The organism is Alicyclobacillus tolerans (assembly GCF_048984885.1).
Lineage (GTDB): Bacteria > Bacillota > Bacilli > Alicyclobacillales > Alicyclobacillaceae > Alicyclobacillus_I > Alicyclobacillus_I tolerans.
The window spans coordinates 2186804-2204042 of record NZ_JBMGNK010000002.1 but is presented as its reverse complement, the minus strand read 5'-3'; the positions used below and the strand labels follow the sequence as shown (position 1 = coordinate 2204042).

19 protein-coding genes are annotated in these 17239 nt (G+C 42.9%); 11 read left to right on the top strand and 8 right to left on the bottom strand.

Features of this window, described 5'->3' with window-relative positions; all coding sequences use genetic code 11:
- Positions 1-15: 15 nt before the first annotated feature.
- A complete protein-coding gene (gene tlp / locus ACOJUR_RS11130) occupies positions 16-252 on the bottom strand; it encodes a small acid-soluble spore protein Tlp (RefSeq protein WP_072872549.1) in 237 nt (78 codons plus the stop codon).
- Between the two features lie 136 nt (positions 253-388).
- Here tlp and ACOJUR_RS11125 point away from each other — a divergent pair, with 136 nt between their 5' ends.
- Complete coding sequence (locus tag ACOJUR_RS11125; protein WP_072872548.1) at positions 389-646, top strand: hypothetical protein; 258 nt, start codon at positions 389-391, stop codon at positions 644-646.
- A gap of 18 nt (positions 647-664) precedes the next feature.
- Here the strand turns inward: ACOJUR_RS11125 and ACOJUR_RS11120 are convergent, their stop codons facing one another.
- The gene (locus ACOJUR_RS11120; RefSeq protein WP_165611909.1) at positions 665-805 is read right to left on the bottom strand and encodes a hypothetical protein; all 141 of its coding nucleotides are present in this window, start codon (positions 803-805) and stop codon (positions 665-667) included.
- Between the two features lie 241 nt (positions 806-1046).
- A complete protein-coding gene (locus ACOJUR_RS11115; protein ID WP_083573944.1) occupies positions 1047-1949 on the bottom strand; it encodes a 1,4-dihydroxy-2-naphthoate polyprenyltransferase in 903 nt (300 codons plus the stop codon).
- Between the two features lie 257 nt (positions 1950-2206).
- Between ACOJUR_RS11115 and menB the strand changes: the two genes are divergently transcribed.
- From menB to ACOJUR_RS11065, 10 genes are all read left to right on the top strand, one after another.
- Positions 2207-3028 (top strand): 1,4-dihydroxy-2-naphthoyl-CoA synthase, encoded by an 822-nt coding sequence (gene menB / locus ACOJUR_RS11110; RefSeq protein WP_072872546.1) that lies wholly within the window; start codon positions 2207-2209, stop codon positions 3026-3028.
- A 95-nt stretch (positions 3029-3123) separates the two neighbouring features.
- A complete protein-coding gene (gene menE / locus ACOJUR_RS11105) occupies positions 3124-4608 on the top strand; it encodes an o-succinylbenzoate--CoA ligase (RefSeq protein ID WP_420950019.1) in 1485 nt (494 codons plus the stop codon).
- Positions 4584-5969, top strand: coding sequence for an isochorismate synthase (locus tag ACOJUR_RS11100; RefSeq protein WP_420950018.1), 1386 nt, complete (start codon positions 4584-4586; stop codon positions 5967-5969). The genes menE and ACOJUR_RS11100 overlap by 25 nt, the downstream gene beginning before the upstream one ends.
- A 27-nt stretch (positions 5970-5996) precedes the next feature.
- Complete coding sequence (gene menD / locus ACOJUR_RS11095; RefSeq protein ID WP_420950017.1) at positions 5997-7730, top strand: 2-succinyl-5-enolpyruvyl-6-hydroxy-3-cyclohexene-1-carboxylic-acid synthase; 1734 nt, start codon at positions 5997-5999, stop codon at positions 7728-7730.
- Positions 7724-8593 (top strand): 2-succinyl-6-hydroxy-2,4-cyclohexadiene-1-carboxylate synthase, encoded by an 870-nt coding sequence (menH, locus tag ACOJUR_RS11090; RefSeq protein ID WP_420950016.1) that lies wholly within the window; start codon positions 7724-7726, stop codon positions 8591-8593. Before menD ends, menH begins: the two co-directional genes overlap by 7 nt.
- A complete protein-coding gene (locus tag ACOJUR_RS11085; RefSeq protein WP_072872541.1) occupies positions 8590-9837 on the top strand; it encodes a cation:proton antiporter in 1248 nt (415 codons plus the stop codon). Before menH ends, ACOJUR_RS11085 begins: the two co-directional genes overlap by 4 nt.
- 89 nt (positions 9838-9926) lie before the next feature.
- Positions 9927-11081, top strand: a complete 1155-nt coding sequence (locus tag ACOJUR_RS11080; RefSeq protein ID WP_203115375.1) for an MGDG synthase family glycosyltransferase — start codon at positions 9927-9929, stop codon at positions 11079-11081.
- A gap of 33 nt (positions 11082-11114) precedes the next feature.
- Positions 11115-11846 carry a polysaccharide deacetylase family protein gene (locus tag ACOJUR_RS11075; RefSeq protein WP_420950015.1) on the top strand — a complete coding sequence of 244 codons (732 nt, stop codon included), beginning with the start codon at positions 11115-11117 and terminating at the stop codon, positions 11844-11846.
- 76 nt (positions 11847-11922) lie between these two features.
- Entirely contained in the window at positions 11923-12531 is a 609-nt protein-coding gene (locus tag ACOJUR_RS11070; RefSeq protein ID WP_306952895.1) for a YkoP family protein, read from the top strand.
- Between the two features lie 55 nt (positions 12532-12586).
- Positions 12587-13666 carry an MGDG synthase family glycosyltransferase gene (locus ACOJUR_RS11065; RefSeq protein WP_420950014.1) on the top strand — a complete coding sequence of 360 codons (1080 nt, stop codon included), beginning with the start codon at positions 12587-12589 and terminating at the stop codon, positions 13664-13666.
- A gap of 43 nt (positions 13667-13709) precedes the next feature.
- Here ACOJUR_RS11065 and ACOJUR_RS11060 read toward each other — a convergent pair whose 3' ends face one another.
- The 5 genes from ACOJUR_RS11060 to ACOJUR_RS11040 form a co-directional block, all read right to left on the bottom strand.
- Entirely contained in the window at positions 13710-14543 is an 834-nt protein-coding gene (locus tag ACOJUR_RS11060) for a DUF2268 domain-containing putative Zn-dependent protease (RefSeq protein WP_420950013.1), read from the bottom strand.
- A gap of 75 nt (positions 14544-14618) precedes the next feature.
- A complete protein-coding gene (locus ACOJUR_RS11055; protein WP_420950012.1) occupies positions 14619-15101 on the bottom strand; it encodes a flavin reductase family protein in 483 nt (160 codons plus the stop codon).
- 121 nt (positions 15102-15222) lie between these two features.
- Entirely contained in the window at positions 15223-15882 is a 660-nt protein-coding gene (locus tag ACOJUR_RS11050; protein WP_072872534.1) for a CoA transferase subunit B, read from the bottom strand.
- A 69-nt stretch (positions 15883-15951) separates the two neighbouring features.
- Positions 15952-16647: a CoA transferase subunit A gene (locus ACOJUR_RS11045; RefSeq protein WP_072872533.1), complete on the bottom strand. Its 696-nt coding sequence runs from the start codon at positions 16645-16647 to the stop codon at positions 15952-15954.
- Between the two features lie 325 nt (positions 16648-16972).
- Positions 16973-17128: a hypothetical protein gene (locus ACOJUR_RS11040; protein ID WP_165611907.1), complete on the bottom strand. Its 156-nt coding sequence runs from the start codon at positions 17126-17128 to the stop codon at positions 16973-16975.
- Positions 17129-17239: the final 111 nt, after the last annotated feature.

Sequence of the window (17239 nt, the reverse complement as noted above, 5' to 3'; positions counted from 1 at the left end):
CTTCTTAGTTCATGACTATTCTTTACTGTGCGCGATTTCATCTTTAATTTCTTCTCTCATGCCATGAATGGCACGCTGACGACGGTCATTTTTAGCCTGTATGTCTTTGATGTCCTCAGTATGCATTTCCTCCTCATGAGCTTTTAAGAAGTCTTCTGCTTCCCGCATATTTTCTTGCGTGTTGCGGATAGCTTTTTGAAGGTGGAGGACATTGTCTGAGCGATTGTCAGGATGGGGATGTGTCAAATTCATTACGCTCCTTTCTTCATAAGCAGTAAAAGATTTTAAAAAGATTGCTGTCTGGTGCAATCGACTGTAGGATGGATTAAAAAAGCGGATTTATACTTCTTCTGTAAAACAGACATTCATAAAGAGGAGCGAATGATCATTGAAGCGTGATGCTGTTGAATCGGAAAGAAACAATAACGAAGAAGTTTCCTCGGTAGGTAATCGTTGGGTATTTGTGGTGATGTTTGGTGTACCGGGTTTGCTCTTTATTTTTATTGCTGTTCCAGTCATTATGGACGTATATAACATACATTCTTCACTTGCTAAGAACATCGTCGTATTTACCTTATTTGTCATTTTAATGTCTGTTTTGGTTACGGTTATCGTTAGAGGATATCGCAAAAGACGCAGTATGTAACTCAAGCATGTTCTGCATTTAATGCGGGATCCAATGAGGTTGGTGAATAAAACCAACAACTCGCCAGCCTAAAAAAAGAATAATAAATAAGCCAATAATGTAATAAAGAACACGTAAATTTCTTTGATGTTCTTTCTCTTTGTTTTTAGAAGGTTGCATGGAATTTCCTCCATTTCGCTAGCCCAATCGGTAACTATTCTCTGTAAATAAGAGTTTGTAACAAGACAAAGTGAATTATGTATGAAATTGAGATTGATAAAGAAAAACAGAGTACAATTCATCCAAATACATTTGGAAAAGTGTACTCTGTATTTTTATATTTTGATCTTTCATTTTTATTATTTGGTTCAAAAAGATTGACGTCCATACTTTTGAGAGAGATTTCTTGTATCCGTCTTTCTTATAAGTGAAGATTTGCTACCAACATTCCAGCGAACATAAGAACACCAAATCGAAATAATAGGTTTGCCGTACCTTTTACGGCGGCATGAAGTTTGGCGGGTTCGGTAAACTTAAAATATAACCTTGTTACAGCGTAAGCTGAAGGTACAGTCAGCAGAACTACAAGTGTCCAAGGTGTAAGTTGGTTTAATATGACTAACAGCAAGACCAACAAATAGGTTACCAAGAAAACACTCCCAAACAATAACCGACCGCGTTCTCGACCAAGCAAAATGGCAATGGTTTTCCGTCCGCCTACTTTGTCTTGATCCATGTCACGAATATTATTGGCCAATAAAATGGCGCCAATTAATAAACCAATGGGAATAGAAGCTACACTGGCTCTCCATGAAATACTGCTGGTTTGGATATAATAAGCAATGAGTACAATTGTGGGGCCCATGGCGATTGCAGCTGCAATTTCTCCAAACGGAGTATAGGAAAGTGGTTTAGGACCGCCTGAATAAAAATATCCTACCGCTATACACAGAATACCTACAATTGCCAGCCACCATGAGGTGCTAGCGCAAATATAGACGCCAAGCAGGAGTGCCAAAAGAATGGAACCCCATCCACAAGCCAAGACAATACGTGCGTCAATACCATCTCTTACAATCGTTCCTGCAATACCAACCATATGTTCGTCATCCAGTCCGCGCTTGTAGTCAAAATATTCATTGAACATATTGGTTGCCGACTGAATGAGCATAGAAGCAATAAGCATGGCAAAGAATAAACCCAAATGGGCAGAATGATGAGTCCAGGCTAAACCGCTGCCAACAATAACTGGAACAATAGAAGCAGTCAGTGTGAAAGGGCGAAATAATCTCCACCACACACCTAGACGCTCTCGAGTAAGCACGCTTACCCCCTCACTTTCATGTATCTTTACAACTTTTAAGTGTCTAGAAATCTTCGCGTGAAAAGATTACAGGCACTTTGTATGCGTTTCTATCCTAACAAATTCTATACCATTTCGACAGCCCTCTATATTCTTCAAGATAGATGCAACTTATTTTTTTGATTCTCCTATAGACAAGTTCTATAATAATCAATGAATATGAATAGCAGTTCGATTGATTATGAAAAAAATGGAATTCAAATGGAGGGTATAATCCAATGGTTTTGTCGAATTGGCAAACTGTACATAAATACCAGGACATTTTGTTTGAAAAAGCAGAAGGAATTGCCAAAATCACCATCAATCGTCCAGAAGTACACAATTCTTTTCGTCCTGAAACAGTATCTGAATTAATCGATGCTTTTACACGCGCTCGTGATGATGCGGAAATTGGAGTTATTTTATTTACTGGAAAAGGCGAAAAAGCGTTTTGCGCAGGTGGTGACCAAAGAGTTCGTGGGCATGGTGGTTATGTGGGCGACGATAATGTACCACGTCTAAATGTGCTTGAATTGCAGAGGCTTATTCGTTCTATTCCTAAAGCGGTAATTGCGGTTGTGGCAGGTTACGCCATTGGTGGGGGGCATGTTCTTCACTTGGTTTGCGATTTAACGATTGCTGCCGATAATGCCCGTTTTGGTCAAACCGGGCCAAAAGTAGGTTCATTTGATGCTGGTTATGGCGCCACTTTGCTTGCTAGAACGATTGGTACAAAAAAAGCTAAAGAAATCTGGTATCTATGCCGTCAATATTCCGCCCAGGAAGCTCTCGACATGGGTTTGGTCAACACGGTCGTGCCGCTCGATCAACTGGAAGAGACGGCGATACAATGGGCGAAAGAAATTTTGGAGAAGAGTCCCATTGCTATTCGCTTTTTGAAGATGGCGTTTAATGCAGATACAGATGGTTTAGCAGGATTGCAAATGTTAGCGGGTGACGCCACGATGCTGTACTATATGACTGAAGAAGCAAGAGAAGGGAAAAATGCGTTTTTAGAAAAACGCAAGCCGGATTTCTCTAAATTTCCTCGTCTACCATAAAGTTTCAAAAGTTGATTTTCTTTTGCTTTTTTCTTTGACAATGTTTAAAAAGACGTCCTGGTGAGGGCGTTTTTTTATCTAAGGAAGTGATGAGGATGTATTCTTCTATGCCAGATTGGCTGTCTAGACAAGCGCAGACGCAGCCTCACAAACAGGCGCTTATTGCCGATGATGTATCCTGGACTTATCATCAATTATTACATCATTCTTTGTCGGTTAAAACGATGCTGGTTAAAGCGGGTGTCGTTCCTCAAGATAGAGTCGCAGTGTATTGTCGCAAGGCTTCGAGCTTTGTACTCGCTGTTCATGCACTGATGCAGTCATCTGCAATTTTGGTGCCACTGAATCGCAAATTGCCATTGTCTGAACTCGCATTTCAAATTCAAGATGCCCAACCCTCGGCAATATTGGTTGATGCAGAGCAAAAGGAACAAGCAGAGCAACTGATGGAAGCAGTAGGTCTCCAACTACCAGTTCTCTTAATTGAAAACGGATTGAACGAAGAAGCGCATGTAGCTCGCCAATCCTTTCTTTTGACTGATAAACAAGCTATCATTTACACCTCAGGTACAACTGGTTTACCAAAAGGGGCAGTGCTGACATACCGTTCACAGTGGTTTAGCGCTGTTTCATCTGCGCTTCATTTTGGCTTGCAAAAAAATGATATTTGGTTGATGCCTATGCCACTATTTCATGTGGGAGGCCTTGCTTCCATCTTGCGAGCTGTTATTTATGGTAGTACGCTTTGGGCGCAAGATCGTTTTGTAGCTGCCGATGTGCTGGTTGCAATGGAGAATGAAAATGTGACTTTGCTTTCTCTTGTCCCCACTATGTTACAGGCTGTTCTTCAGGAAGCAGCAGGTCGTCCCATTGTCCATCATCTTCGCGCATTGTTGGTAGGCGGCAGTGGAGCACCGCCAGCCCTGCTTCAAAAAGCGTTGGAAGCGGGATTGCCCGTATGTCAAAGTTTTGGCATGTCAGAAGCTAATTCTACCGTAACGGTGACGCGTGACGAGCAGTCTCTGCTTTTACCTGGTTGTGCGGGACAGCCGCTCTCTTGTGTACAAGTTGCTATCTTTGATGAACAGGGAGAACAACTCCCACCCAATGCTTCAGGAGAAATCAGGCTTGCCGGTCCCACAATGTCAGAAGGTTATTGGAATCGACCGGAAGCGACTGATCAGGCGTTTCAAGACGGATTTTTTTGTACAGGCGATCTCGGTTGGATAGACGAAGAGGGACGACTTTTTGTTCTTGATCGGCGTAGCGATCTGATATTAGTGGGTGGCGAAAATGTCTATCCTGCAGAAATTGAACGCGTGCTTCGCGGGTGTGAGAAAATTGTAGACGTTGGCGTCATTGGAATCTCGGATGAAAAATATGGACAAGTACCCGCGGCTTTTATTGTTGTCAATGGACCGTGGACAGAAGCCGAATTTTATGAGTATGCAAAGCCACGATTGGCAACCTATCAATGTCCCAAAGTTGTTCGCTTTGTGGATGAGTTGCCAAGAAACGCTTCTGGGAAATTATTACGAAGGAAGTTGCGCGAACAATGGCAGATGTCAGAAGTACGTTAAATCTATTACGGATTCTGGAACAGTTGAGCCATTTAGTTCTTCAATTACAGACGTCGTTGCCTGATGAGGCGCGTAGCAAGCGATGGTTGGCTGTATCACTTGATAGCAGCGAACCGGATTGGCGTGAGTGGATACTTCAGTTAGAACAATCCGCAATAGAGTATCGTTATTTTTACGATCCAGTATTGAAACGTCATTTTTTGTCTGTTGGTTCGTTGAAAGAGTTTGCGATATGTGGAGAGAATCGTTTTCATGCTGTAGAACAAGAGTGGCAACGTTGGTTGCGGGATATTTGGCGTCCCAGTAACTGTCCGCTTTTTGTATTACCAGGCTTCTCGTTTGCGCCTCGTCATGAAAGCAAGGGATGGGTGGGGTGGCCTGATGCGCAATTGGTGCTACCCCAATTGTTGCTCATGGGAAACGAAACATCTTTTACTGCAGTTGGCCTCTTTGAACAACAGCAACCTAATTTTGTGCTAAGCGGTTACTGGCATAAGAAACCTGTAGAAGAACAACGTCTTACTGTAGATGCTTTGTTAGAAGAATTTCGCAACGCCGTAGAAAGTAAGAATGCCTGGGAGCGTCGAGTGCTCCATGCAACAGAAATTTTAAAGTCTCATGGTGACTTGGAAAAGGTGGTATTGGCTCGACTTTCTTTGCATGCCACTGAAACATTACCATCTACAGCATGGAAACTATTGCAAAAAGAATATCCAGACAACTTTCATTTTATCTTTCAACATCAAGGTATGACTTGGCTGGGAGCTTCGCCAGAACGATTGTTGACAGTGATGGGGAATCGTTTTTATGCGGATGCTTTAGCTGGTACGGAACGCAGGGGCAGGACTGACAAGGAAGATAAAGCCATGGGTCAAGCTTTGTTGAAAAGCCGTAAAAATCGCCAAGAACATGTAGCGGTTGTTCACTATCTGCAGGAGAAAATCCAGCATATATGCCATCATATTCAAATTCCAGATCTTCCTATATTAAAAAAACTGGCTAATGTACAGCATTTATACACTCCTGTAACAGCGGAGTTGTTAGATGGTGTTTCTCTAGCAGACGCTCTCAAAACCCTTCATCCTACTCCCGCAGTGGCGGGATTGCCCGTTTCAGATGCGCTTGCTTACATTCGTCAAGAAGAGCCATGGGCTCGAGGTTGGTATGCAGGTACTTTGGGATGGATGGATAGTGAAGGAAACGGTTCCTTCGCTGTAGCGCTACGTTCAGGGTTGTACCTTCATCGTTTTATTGCCGTGTTTGCTGGTGCCGGTATCATGTCGGATTCACTTCCTGAAGAGGAATGGAAAGAGACAGAGATGAAAATGTTGCCTATTCGTCGTGCGTTTGGCATATTTTGATGAGGTTAATGGAATGAGGAATGCTTCATGTCGACACAATATCTTGCTCTTGCCGCGTTCATTGATACATTGGCAGGACAAGGTGTAGAGCAAATAGTTATCTCTCCAGGATCACGTTCAGCTCCGTTGGCCATCCTTTTTGCAAGGAGCGGTCAATTTCGAATATGGACACATCTCGATGAACGTTCGGCAGGATTTTTTGCGCTTGGGCTAGCTCGTGCTTCTGGGAAACCGGTAGCTTTGCTCTGTACGTCAGGTACTGCTGTAGCCAATTATCATCCTGCCGTAGTCGAAGCGAAATATGGACAAGTTCCACTGCTTGTGCTTACAGCGGATCGACCTTCTGAATTGTGGCAGTCTGGAGCAAATCAAACGATTGACCAAGTAAAAATCTTTTCCTCAGATGCTAAATGGTTTGCCCAAGCTCCGCTTCCCGAAGATAGTGAATCGATGCAACTTGCTTTCCGCCATTTAGCCATGAGAGCTGTACAACATGCGAAAAGACTGCCTGAAGGGCCGGTGCATCTGAATTTTCCTTTTCGCGAACCGCTTCTGCCTCTAAAAGACGCTTTCTCCCATATCGAACCGTTTGATGCGCGTAAAGTATCCACAGGCTTTATCGTGCCTGCCGATGAGGAGATAGAATATTTTTCTGAGCTTCTTAAGCAATCTGAGCGTCCGCTGATCATCACAGGACCTATGTACAACGGGGAAGATGCCCGTGCTTTGGCAATTTTTGCCGCCCAAGCTGGAATACCTGTTTTGGCCGATGTTCTTTCCCAAGTAAGAAACTATGCTCATCAGGCTCCAATTCTTACCTATGGAGATTGGTTGGCTCGTTTTTGGAATTCCTCTCATTTACCGGCACCTGATTTAATCATTCGCGTTGGAGCGCCGCCTACCAGCAAAGCGATTGGACAGACGTTTTTGGCCAATCATCGAGTGACTCAGGTGGTACTTGATCCAACTGAGACCTATGCTGATCCGTTTTCGACAAGCTCGGTCTGGTTACCTGTTCGAATGTCGCAATGGATTGGCCATAGTGCTCTACAAGACGTGCAAAAGAGTGTTGTCCGTCAACATTGGCTTCATCAGTGGCTTGCTGCAGAAGAGCGGCTGGGCCGTATCTTGACAGATGTGATGTTGAATATGGCTGACGAAGCCAATAGTTTGTATGAGCCGTTGATTGCTCGAACGGCGGCTGAAGTATGGAAGTCAGCCATTTTTCTGGGCAATAGCACAGTTGTACGAGATTGGAACACATTCTCTGGAATTCTTCAATCTTCTTGGGTTTATGGAAATCGAGGGGCAAGTGGAATCGATGGCTTGGTCTCGAGCGCCCTGGGGATAGCTGCTATAAAAGGGCGAACATTATTAGCCCTCGGGGATATTTCGCTTTATCACGATCTGAATGGTTTACTGATGGCAAAATTGGAAGCTTTGCCGTTAACTATACTTCTCACTCATAATAATGGCGGTGGTATATTCCATGGTTTGCCACAGGCTGCTGAAGAGGATGTTTTTCCGCTTTTTGAAACACCGCATGGTCTTGATTATCAATCTATTCTTCAAACTTATGGCGGGAGCCATCAAGTTGTCTCTAATTTGCGAGAGCTAAGACAAGTCCTGATGTCGGACCATCAGAATCATTATCTCAATCTCATTGTAACGCATTCGGATGCTTCTGCCAGTCAGAAATGGCGTAATGAGCTATTTGCGCAGGCGCAGCAATTGCTAGAAGAGGTGAGAGAGAAATGGTAAATTGTTATAAGGAAAGAAAACGACTGAAAGTGCGCGGATGTACCTACAGGGTAGATGTGTTTAAAGTAGGAGAGGATTCTGATCGAGTTCCGCTTGTTTTATTGCATGGTTTCTCACTTTCTGGAAGAATATTTTCCTTTTTGGCTGAAAAGTTAAGCAAGAAAGGTCAAGTAATCACCATTGATTTGTTGGGGCACGGAGATACGGAAGCGCCATTACAAATTGAACGGTATCAAATGTCGGAGCAGGTAAAAGATTTGACGGAAATTTTTTATCAATTGCAGCTTACTTATCCAGTTTTGCATGGTTACTCGATGGGAGCTCGAGTCGCACTTTGCACAGCTGTTATGTCAGAACGTCATTTAAGTGGACTGGTGTTAGAAAGCGGATCACCCGGATTGTTCAATGCGGAAGAACGGGCAACGCGAAGAGAGAGTGATGAACAATTGGCTGTGCGGATTGAACGGGAAGGTGTGGATTCTTTTTCTGGACAGTGGGTTACGTTGCCGCTTTTCGCCACACAATCAAGAGCTGACCGTCAGCAGTTGGCTATTCAGGATAGCATTCGGCGTAACCAGAATGCTCTTGGCCTGGCGCATTCGTTGCGAGGCATAGGTACAGGCGCCCAGCCATCCATGTGGGATGAAATTTCTCGAATTTCCTGTCAAACATTGCTGCTAACAGGAAATGAAGATCAGAAATTTACGCATATAGCTGGTGAAATGCTCAAAAAAATACCGCAGGCAACACACCATGTTATTGAACAGTGTGGCCATGCGGTATATCTTGAGCAGCCTGAACAATGGCTGAAACAAATTGAAAACTTTTGGGCGGCCTGTTCCCAAGAGGGTAGAAATCTATGAATTTAAATCAAGCGTCAGGCTTGCTGATTTTTTTTATGTCCATCACGCTTATTTTATTTGCGGTTGCTAAGTTATCCAGATGGACTAAAATTCCTGATATAGTTTTTTTTCTAGTAGCGGGCATATTGATGGGCCCTGTATGGCATTGGCTTCAACCCACTCAAAATTCACTTTTCGTTTCAACCCTTTTTCAATTAGGGGCGGCTATCATTCTTTTTATAGGGGGTACAGAAATTCGTCTGAAAGTACTCCAAGGCATTTGGCCAAGTATAGTTTCTTCGGCTACACTCGGTGTAGTTGTGACAATGCTGGTCCTGGGGTTTGTCATACACTGCCTATTTCACATGCCGTGGATTCTGGCTATGTTAATTTCTTCCCTGCTTGCACCAACAGATCCGGCTACCATCATCCCAGTTTTTGAACAGATACCTATTCGGGAACGTCTTCGTTCAATGTTAGAGTCTGAGTCAGCATTCAATGATGCAACTGGAGCAGTGCTCTTTAGCATCTTGTTGACTTCTGCTTTATCAAAGAGTCATTTTTCTATAGGGCTTGCGGTATTTCAATTTATATGGCAGGCTTTCCTAGGAATTGCCATAGGTTTTTTCACATCAGGATTAGGGCGGTTTTTTCAGTTTCGCTTTCTGAGAAAGTCAAATGATGGTCGATCCGGTATAGATCACACTTGGCTCTCACTTTCCGTTTTTTTAGTGTCCTATTTGCTTGGTCAATGGATCAGTGGGACTGGGTTTATGGCTGTTTTTGTATCTGGAATTATTTGGTCAGACAAAGAAGTGTTGCCTTGGCGAGCTTCTGAAGATCGCGTTCAAACCACACACTCACATCTGCGTTTTCTGAGTCAAATTTTGCGGGCTTTTATCTTTGTTTTATTGGGAAGTGAGATATCATGGAGTGCTTTTTCCAGATATTTAAACGTCTCGATTATAATTGCTGTCACCTTAATTGTACTCGCTCGACCGCTTACGGTATGGTTCACAATCAGTTGGGATCCGTTAAGTCGTTGGCAGATGAAAGAACAGTTGTTTATGATGTGGGTAAGAGAAACGGGTGTGGTTCCTGTTGTTTTGAGTGGGATTCTGACGGAACATTCCCTTTATCCTAAAGACTGGGTATCGGCTGTGGTCTCTGTGGTTGTTCTTTTGACAGTCTTGTTACAAGCAACAACTACCTCCTTGGCTGCTCGAAAATTAAACGTCTTAGATGATCGCCGTTCGATGGCATGATGTAAGGTGATTTGGGAAAGTTGTATATGAAGTGACTGGAGAATTACAATACAAAGAGAAAGGTTTTTGATTGGGTGGAGGCGTCCTGCATGAAGGTTTTGCTCTTTACGGCCTCGTTTGGCGATGGACATAACCAAGCTGCTCGTGCAGTCCAGGAAGGACTTGAGCAAGAGGGTATCGCTGTTCATTGGGTGGATTATGTAGATTGGTTGCATCCTGCAGTACGCTCTTTTGCGAAATTTAGTTTGGTTCAAAGTGTACAAAAGATGCCGAGTCTTTACGGCTTATTTTATCATTCCATGTCCAGAATACCGCCATCGTCTACATTCCAACGCCGACTACATCATTTGGGTATTCGCAAGATGAGGCAGTGTTTGCGTCATGTAAAACCGGACGTAGTGGTCAGTACATTTCCGACCCCTATGGGTGTTCTTTCTGAATTGAAAGCAGCTAGAGTCGCTCAAGTCCCTTCGGTTGGCATTTTGACAGATTACACAGCGCATGGACAATGGGTCCAGGAGTATACGGACGTTTATTTTGTGCCAACAGAGGAAGTAGCGAATGAGTTGGAGCAACTCGGAGTGGATAGGGATAAAATCAAAGTATCTGGCATTCCGTTGCGCCGAAGGTTCTCCTCCGCTAATGTACAGAATTTATTAAAGCGCCGTATGGAATTAAGAGAGAAATTTGGTTTTTCACCCAATTTACCGCTGATTCTTTTATCCGGTGGTGGTGAAGGACTATTAGGTGATAGCGCGGAGTGGGAAGAAGCGATTCGCCAATCAGGATTGCAGTTTGCGATATTGTGTGCACATAATGAGCGTTTATTGCGCCGATATGGTGGTTGGCAAGATCAACGTGTTCAAGCGCTGGAATTTCGCAGTGATATAGAGGATTGGATGGCTGCTTCTGATTTGTTAATCACGAAAGCGGGTGGGCTAACCATTTCTGAAGCATTGGCCATGGAGTTACCTATGCTTATAGTTAAGCCAATTCCCGGTCAGGAGATTAAAAATACAGCATATGCTGAACAAATAGGCGCAGCAGTTCGTGTGGACTCAGTGGCTGAGGCAGTACGCTTTATTCAACATGTCGAGTTGCATCCTGAAAAATTGTCTAACATGCGGCTTGCAGCACGCTCAAGGCCTCAGTATGGGGGAGTAGAACAGATTGTCTCAGTGATTCGAGATTTAGGAGAAAGTCAGGGGAAATGGGATAAGCAAGCTTATCCTGGAATTTCTTAATTTACTCCAGTTAAGGAGAATCTGTTTCTGAACATGATAGGTTGGCTCATTTTAGGTCTTATTTTGCTCTTTTTATTTCTATATTCTGTCATGCCCAATCTAATGACACGGGTTTGGAAGATAGGGTGTATATACAGAGGATTTGCCGAACCAGTAGTCTATTTAACGTTTGACGATGGCCCACATCCTGAATATACACCGCAATTGTTAGATATTTTGCGCGAAAAGCATGTCCGGGCAACTTTTTTTGTCATAGCAGAGGCGGCCGACAGGTATCCAGATATTATTCGTCGAATGGTGTCGGAAGGGCATGATGTTGAAGTCCACGGGGACAGACATTGGTTTGTGCCTCTCTTACCGCCATCGTTGGCCAATCGGCAATGGCGTGGTGCTAGTCAAAAATTACAGCGCAAATTTTCCTTACAGACATCTTTTTATCGCCCAACATGGGGTTTGTGCAATCTTGCATCTTTCGTATCAATTCGCAAGAGTCATCATAAACTTGTCACATGGTCCATTATGGTAGGAGATTGGCGAAAGACTCCAGCTCAAACATTGGTTGAGCGAGTAGTAAGCCGCCTGCACAAGGGTGCCATTATCGTTTTGCATGACAACGATATAACGTTTGGTGCCGAGTTAGGAGCTCCTGTATCTGTCCTCGAAGCTATACCCAAAATTATTGAACAAACGGAGGACAAAGGATATCAGTTCAAGCCCATGCGGAGTTTATTGAAAGAAGAGGGCAAGCCATTGAGTATGCTATAAATGTTATCCCATCATTCATAGATGGATTCTTGATTACGTATTGCAGAGTATGAGGTTTGGGCAAGGAGGGGTAATCATGAAGAACCGCATATACCGTTCCATTTGGTGCGGCTGGGAAAAATTATTTCATATCGCTTTTCGGCTTAAAGAAATATCTCCAGATCAAGAATATTTATTTTACTACGCGAAACGGAGATATCTGGGGCGACGCTTTGAAGTGGACGGTATTACGGTTAAACCGTTTGATAAAGTAATCGAGCTTCACATCAATAATGATCGAATCAGTGAGATTCTATCTTCTGATAAAGATATGATGCCTATTGTACTGAGGCTTTTAAAGGAAGCGCATCGGTCTTTCCCTGCTCTTGCAGAACTGGTAAGTAGACCTGAATTTGATGACGCTGTTGCTCTTTATGGAATAACCTTTATCCATCGTGGTATTTCTCGGTTGGGCTTTAGTAATTATCCTATGCGTCCAGGATTCCCAAAGTGGATCACCAAATGGCATTTACGCAACGTATTTCGTATGGTAAATCCGCATGCGGATGAAATTCTAAGCAATCATGCCCAGGTTTTTGAACCCAAAATCGTCGCAGTTTCTAGGCAACATTTCGTTGCTTTGCATGGTATACAATCTAAATCCAACTCTGCTTCTGCGCCTGTAGCAGATCAGTGTTTAACTTGAAGCATTGGCAAAAATTCTCTTGTTGTACGCATCGTTTGGAGACGGTCATAGACAAGTGGCTGAATCTCTCCAGGAAGCATTTTTAGAATCTGGGCATGAAGTAGCCATGATGGATGGCTGGCGTTCAAGTAATCAGCTTTTGGCAAGCTGGAATGAACGCTTATATGAGTTTCTTACCAGCCATCTGCCATTCGTATATGGATGGTCATACGACTGGACTGAGAAATTATCCAAAGACAGTACGCTTTGGCGCTGGCTTTCCTATTTTTCTAAAGGTGCTGTTGTTGGGCTGATGCAAGAATGGCATCCGGATGCTGTAATTCAGCTGTTTTCGGATCAATCTCTCCGATATGTAAAACAATTAAATCCGCAGGTATTGGCATCCGTTTTGTTGACCGATTTTGCTTTGCATAGTCGCTGGTTTGTAAATGAAGCGGATTTCTTTTTAGTCGCTACACAAGAATTGGCGAATCGTGCTAAAAAAATTTATCGTCTACATCATGAGGTTATTCCGACGGGTATTCCAATTCGTCAGGCTTTTCAGCAGCATGCCAGCGGGTTTCCCTTTCCTGAACTTCTGGATAAACCTTATCTAGCGGTATTGACAGGTGGCCGTGGTGTCTTTCCACAGATTCTTCAGGTGGTACAAACTTTACATCGACAGTTTCCGCAGCATCGAGTGGTTGTGTGTTGTGGACGTAACGAGATCATGAGAAAAAAAATAGAAAATCACTTTTCTAACAATCCGCTTATCTTGAGCTACGGTTATTTACAAGAAATAAATAAACTCATGGAAAAAGCGGATTTTATTGTTACCAAAGCAGGTGGTGTGACGATTGCCGAATGTCTGGCTTGTGGCACTCCGATGTTATTTTATAAACCGTTACCTGGTCAAGAACGGAAAAATGCTATTTATATTGAAAAGACTGGGGGAGGCTGGATAGCAGAAAATCTTCAGACTTTAGCTGAGTCTTGCACGCATTTGACGGAAAAAAAATTACAAGCTGCTCGATCCGTTTTAAAGGAGCTTCAAGTATCCGATTCGGCTAAGCGGGTCGTTTACGAAGTGGAAGAACGTCTTCAAGGTAGACAAGCAGATGGAGGCTATGCTGCTAAAAATATCAAACGTGTTTAAATTGAAGTATAAATCCTGTTTTCATCTCTATATCTTACTACATCTATTCAAAGTTCTGGGAACTTGGAATGAATTTTAGACAATCTTGTACTGTGAGATCAATGATGCTGAAGGGTTGGGTGACACTTTGGCGGTACCATTTGACCAAGTAATATCCTAAAGAGTACCCAGCCCAAAGTGGTAAATGAGTATTTCCTCCGCCAAATAGAAGTGAGTCTGTATGCTCTCCAATTTCTGTGGTATGTAGTGAGTACAACGTGTGCCATAGATTTTTCGCGTTATCTTCTGCAAGAGTATTTACCCACGATCCATGGAATTCTTTACCCAGGACTTCCTCAACAAAGTGTTCTGCTAAACCTTCACGAATTATTTTTTCTAGCAGTGTTATATGGGCATGCCCGTTTTGCATAGCAGTTATTCGATAAAGATGATTGTATTCATGAACCAGCGTTGATTTTAGAGCACGTAGAGTTTCTTTTGCTGGAAACACGACTAAATGGAGGGTGTCTCCTTCCCAATTGGTCCAAGCCGAAACGCCCCCGAGTCGTTCCCGTCCAAACGTGTCATGTTCATTCATAGGAAACAATTGCACAAATATAGGTTTCCCCAAAGGATACTTATGGATGACCTCGATGAGCGTTTTTTGAATGAATGATTCGACACTATGAATCTTCATTTGGTGTAAAGCGTGACGAAAAGTTTCAAGAGAGGATTCCAACGGAATAAGGCCAAAATAGAGTAACTCGTCTACTTCTTCTTCAGTGAATTCGAAAATGGACATAAATGTGCTTTTTCGCTTTGAGATGGGTGCGATTTCACACGCATCAATCCATTGATGGATTTGCTGTAGACGAGGAACAAACTCTATGAGATCCATATTCCGTGTTCCTTCTTTCTTAACATGCAGGAATGATCATAATTTTCCGATTCACCCCTCTTGAGGGGTATGGGGTTACACTTTCGGTGTAAATGTACCGTATTGTCCAGAGTAATATAGTAATGGTAGTTTTTCTTCTTCAACGGTGGAAGACTCGATTTGTCCAAGAAAGATAACGTGATCGCCCCCGGCATATTCATGAACAACCTTACATTCCATCCGAACCAGAGCATCATTTAATAGTGGTACGCCTAGTTGCCCAATATAATGAGAAACGTTGTTCAATTTATCAGTATGTTTGCTGGCAAAATGCGCAGATAAATAAGCTTGATCTTCAGCCAAAATATTGACACCAAATACACCGCTTGTGCGAATAAGCTGGATGTTGTGCGATGTATGGTCTAGGCAGATGAGAATATAAGGTGGATTCAATGAAACAGAACAAAAAGCTGAAACGGTCATGCCGTTTCTCTCTTGGTCAGTAGCCATGGTTACAACAGTAACACCGCTTGCAAAACGACTTAATGATTGACGAAATAGAGCCGCATCAATCGGCACTATGCATCTTCCTTCCTCTCTATAAGCCAAATGTATCTCCTAGAGAGTGTAACAGATAAAGCGGCAGGATGACCAGCAAGCATACACTCCTGGTCAACTTACCGCAAATTTGCTTTGCAGATTAAATTACGATGGTTTGGCATCCTTCGCTAGGCAGGTGTAATTTAGCACCCGTTAGTTTTTGAACTTCCTCAACTGTATGGCCAGGAGCTAATTCCCGTAAAATCAATCCTTCTGTGCCCACATCGATGACTGCGTAATCCGTAATGATACGTTCAACCACTTGTTTTCCAGTAAGTGGAAGGGTGCAATTTTCAACAATCTTAAAATCGCCATTTTTGTTGACATGTTCCATAGTGACAATAACACGTTTAGCACCATGCACTAAATCCATGGCACCACCCATGCCTTTCACCATCTTGCCTGGTATCATCCAATTTGCCAGATCTCCGCGTTCAGATACTTCCATAGCACCTAAAATGGCTACGTCAATATGACCGCCGCGAATCATGGCAAAAGATTCAGCACTATCAAAAAAACATGCTCCAGGTACAGTGGTAACTGTTTCTTTGCCTGCATTAATTAATTCCGGGTCGATCTCGTTCTCCAGTGGATAGGCGCCTGTACCCAGTAAGCCGTTTTCTGAATGCAGTAGAATCTGAATGCCGGAAGGGATATAATTGGCCACCAAGGTAGGCATTCCAATGCCCAGATTCACATAATCCCCATCATGGATTTCTTTTGCTGCCCGTTGGACAATTTGATCACGAGTTAAAGCCATGTGTGAATCCTCCTATTTACAGGAACAATTTAATTTTAGATTAAAAAGAGAGTCAGTAGGATCCGTCAGTTAAGCTTGTCGAACCGTTCTCTTTTCAATTCGTTTTTGATAAGATTTTCCAAGAACAATTCGTTGTACATAAATGGAGGGAGTATGAATTTCATCCGGATCGAGCATGCCTGGTTCAACAATTTCTTCTACTTCCACAATGGTGACTTTACCGGCTGCAGCCATCATGGGATTGAAATTTCGAGCTGTTTTTCTATAGACGACATTTCCATATAAATCAGCTTTCCAGCCTTTAATGAGAGCAAAGTCTCCACGTATCGGCATTTCTAGAACATATTCTCGGCCATCGAAGACGCGAATCTCTTTACCTTCTGCTACTGTGGTACCCACGCCTGTTGGAGTATAGAAACCGCCAATTCCTGCGCCGCCTGCACGAATCCTTTCAGCGAGCGTACCTTGAGGAACCAATTCGACTTCCAATTCACCACTTAAAAATTGCTTTTCAAATGTCTTGTTTTCACCAACATAGGAAGAAATCATTTTGCGGATTTGTCGTTGCTGCAATAACAAACCGAGTCCCCAATCATCTACTCCGCAGTTATTGCTTACACAAGTCAAATGGCGTACTTGTTTCTTCCTTAAGGCTTCAATGAGGTTTTCTGGTATGCCTACGAGTCCAAATCCACCAACCAAGAGCGTTGCCCCATCGGAAATATCTGCAACCGCTTCTTCAGGGCTGGAAAAAATTTTATTCATGCAGAATGCTCCTTTCTGGAAAACAAAGCTTGTAAATCTGTCAAGCTATGTAAATTGAAAACAACGCAAATGAGAGCGCTTTCTAGATTGTAGCATAGAAATTTGTGCTTCTGGTATAGTGTTCTAGGTAGTACCAAGTTGAGGAGAAATAGAAGTACAGGAATAAAAAAGAAGATATGAATTAGGAAACGACAGCGGTATTTTGCGCTGTCGTTTCCTATTATAAATACATCTGAAACATTGCAAGGAGACACAAGTGCCACTTTTGGCGTCTATTTCGCATCTTTAGGATTTAGGATAAACTTGAAAGGTGAATCAACAAGTACTAGAGATTCATATGCAAATGGAAGGATAACCATCCTATGGTTCCAAGTACCAACATTGCACTTCCTGTCACTGCGACGCGTTCACATAATGTAAAAAACTTTTCTAAAGATGCCAATGGGTTTTTGGAAATCGGTTGATTTGAGCGTAACTTCATACGTTCCACTCCTTCTCTTACCTTGTTCCTAGTGTAACAGGTTTCTTAGTAATTTCCATTATCTATTGAATAGAAAATGTGACGGCTGTATGACGAGTTGCTTGAAAATAC

Bases quoted from the DNA above. Each gene is read 5' to 3' on its own strand.
- tlp (WP_072872549.1), bottom strand. From the start codon at position 252: ATGAATTTGACACATCCCCATCCTGACAATCGCTCAGACAATGTCCTC.
- ACOJUR_RS11120 (WP_165611909.1), bottom strand. From the start codon at position 805: ATGCAACCTTCTAAAAACAAAGAGAAAGAACATCAAAGAAATTTACGT.
- menB (WP_072872546.1), top strand. From the start codon at position 2,207: ATGGTTTTGTCGAATTGGCAAACTGTACATAAATACCAGGACATTTTG.
- menE (WP_420950019.1), top strand. From the start codon at position 3,124: ATGTATTCTTCTATGCCAGATTGGCTGTCTAGACAAGCGCAGACGCAG.
- ACOJUR_RS11100 (WP_420950018.1), top strand. From the start codon at position 4,584: ATGGCAGATGTCAGAAGTACGTTAAATCTATTACGGATTCTGGAACAG.
- menD (WP_420950017.1), top strand. From the start codon at position 5,997: ATGTCGACACAATATCTTGCTCTTGCCGCGTTCATTGATACATTGGCA.
- menH (WP_420950016.1), top strand. From the start codon at position 7,724: ATGGTAAATTGTTATAAGGAAAGAAAACGACTGAAAGTGCGCGGATGT.
- ACOJUR_RS11085 (WP_072872541.1), top strand. From the start codon at position 8,590: ATGAATTTAAATCAAGCGTCAGGCTTGCTGATTTTTTTTATGTCCATC.
- ACOJUR_RS11080 (WP_203115375.1), top strand. From the start codon at position 9,927: ATGAAGGTTTTGCTCTTTACGGCCTCGTTTGGCGATGGACATAACCAA.
- ACOJUR_RS11075 (WP_420950015.1), top strand. From the start codon at position 11,115: ATGATAGGTTGGCTCATTTTAGGTCTTATTTTGCTCTTTTTATTTCTA.
- ACOJUR_RS11070 (WP_306952895.1), top strand. From the start codon at position 11,923: ATGAAGAACCGCATATACCGTTCCATTTGGTGCGGCTGGGAAAAATTA.
- ACOJUR_RS11060 (WP_420950013.1), bottom strand. From the start codon at position 14,543: ATGGATCTCATAGAGTTTGTTCCTCGTCTACAGCAAATCCATCAATGG.
- ACOJUR_RS11050 (WP_072872534.1), bottom strand. From the start codon at position 15,882: ATGGCTTTAACTCGTGATCAAATTGTCCAACGGGCAGCAAAAGAAATC.
- ACOJUR_RS11045 (WP_072872533.1), bottom strand. From the start codon at position 16,647: ATGAATAAAATTTTTTCCAGCCCTGAAGAAGCGGTTGCAGATATTTCC.
- ACOJUR_RS11040 (WP_165611907.1), bottom strand. From the start codon at position 17,128: ATGAAGTTACGCTCAAATCAACCGATTTCCAAAAACCCATTGGCATCT.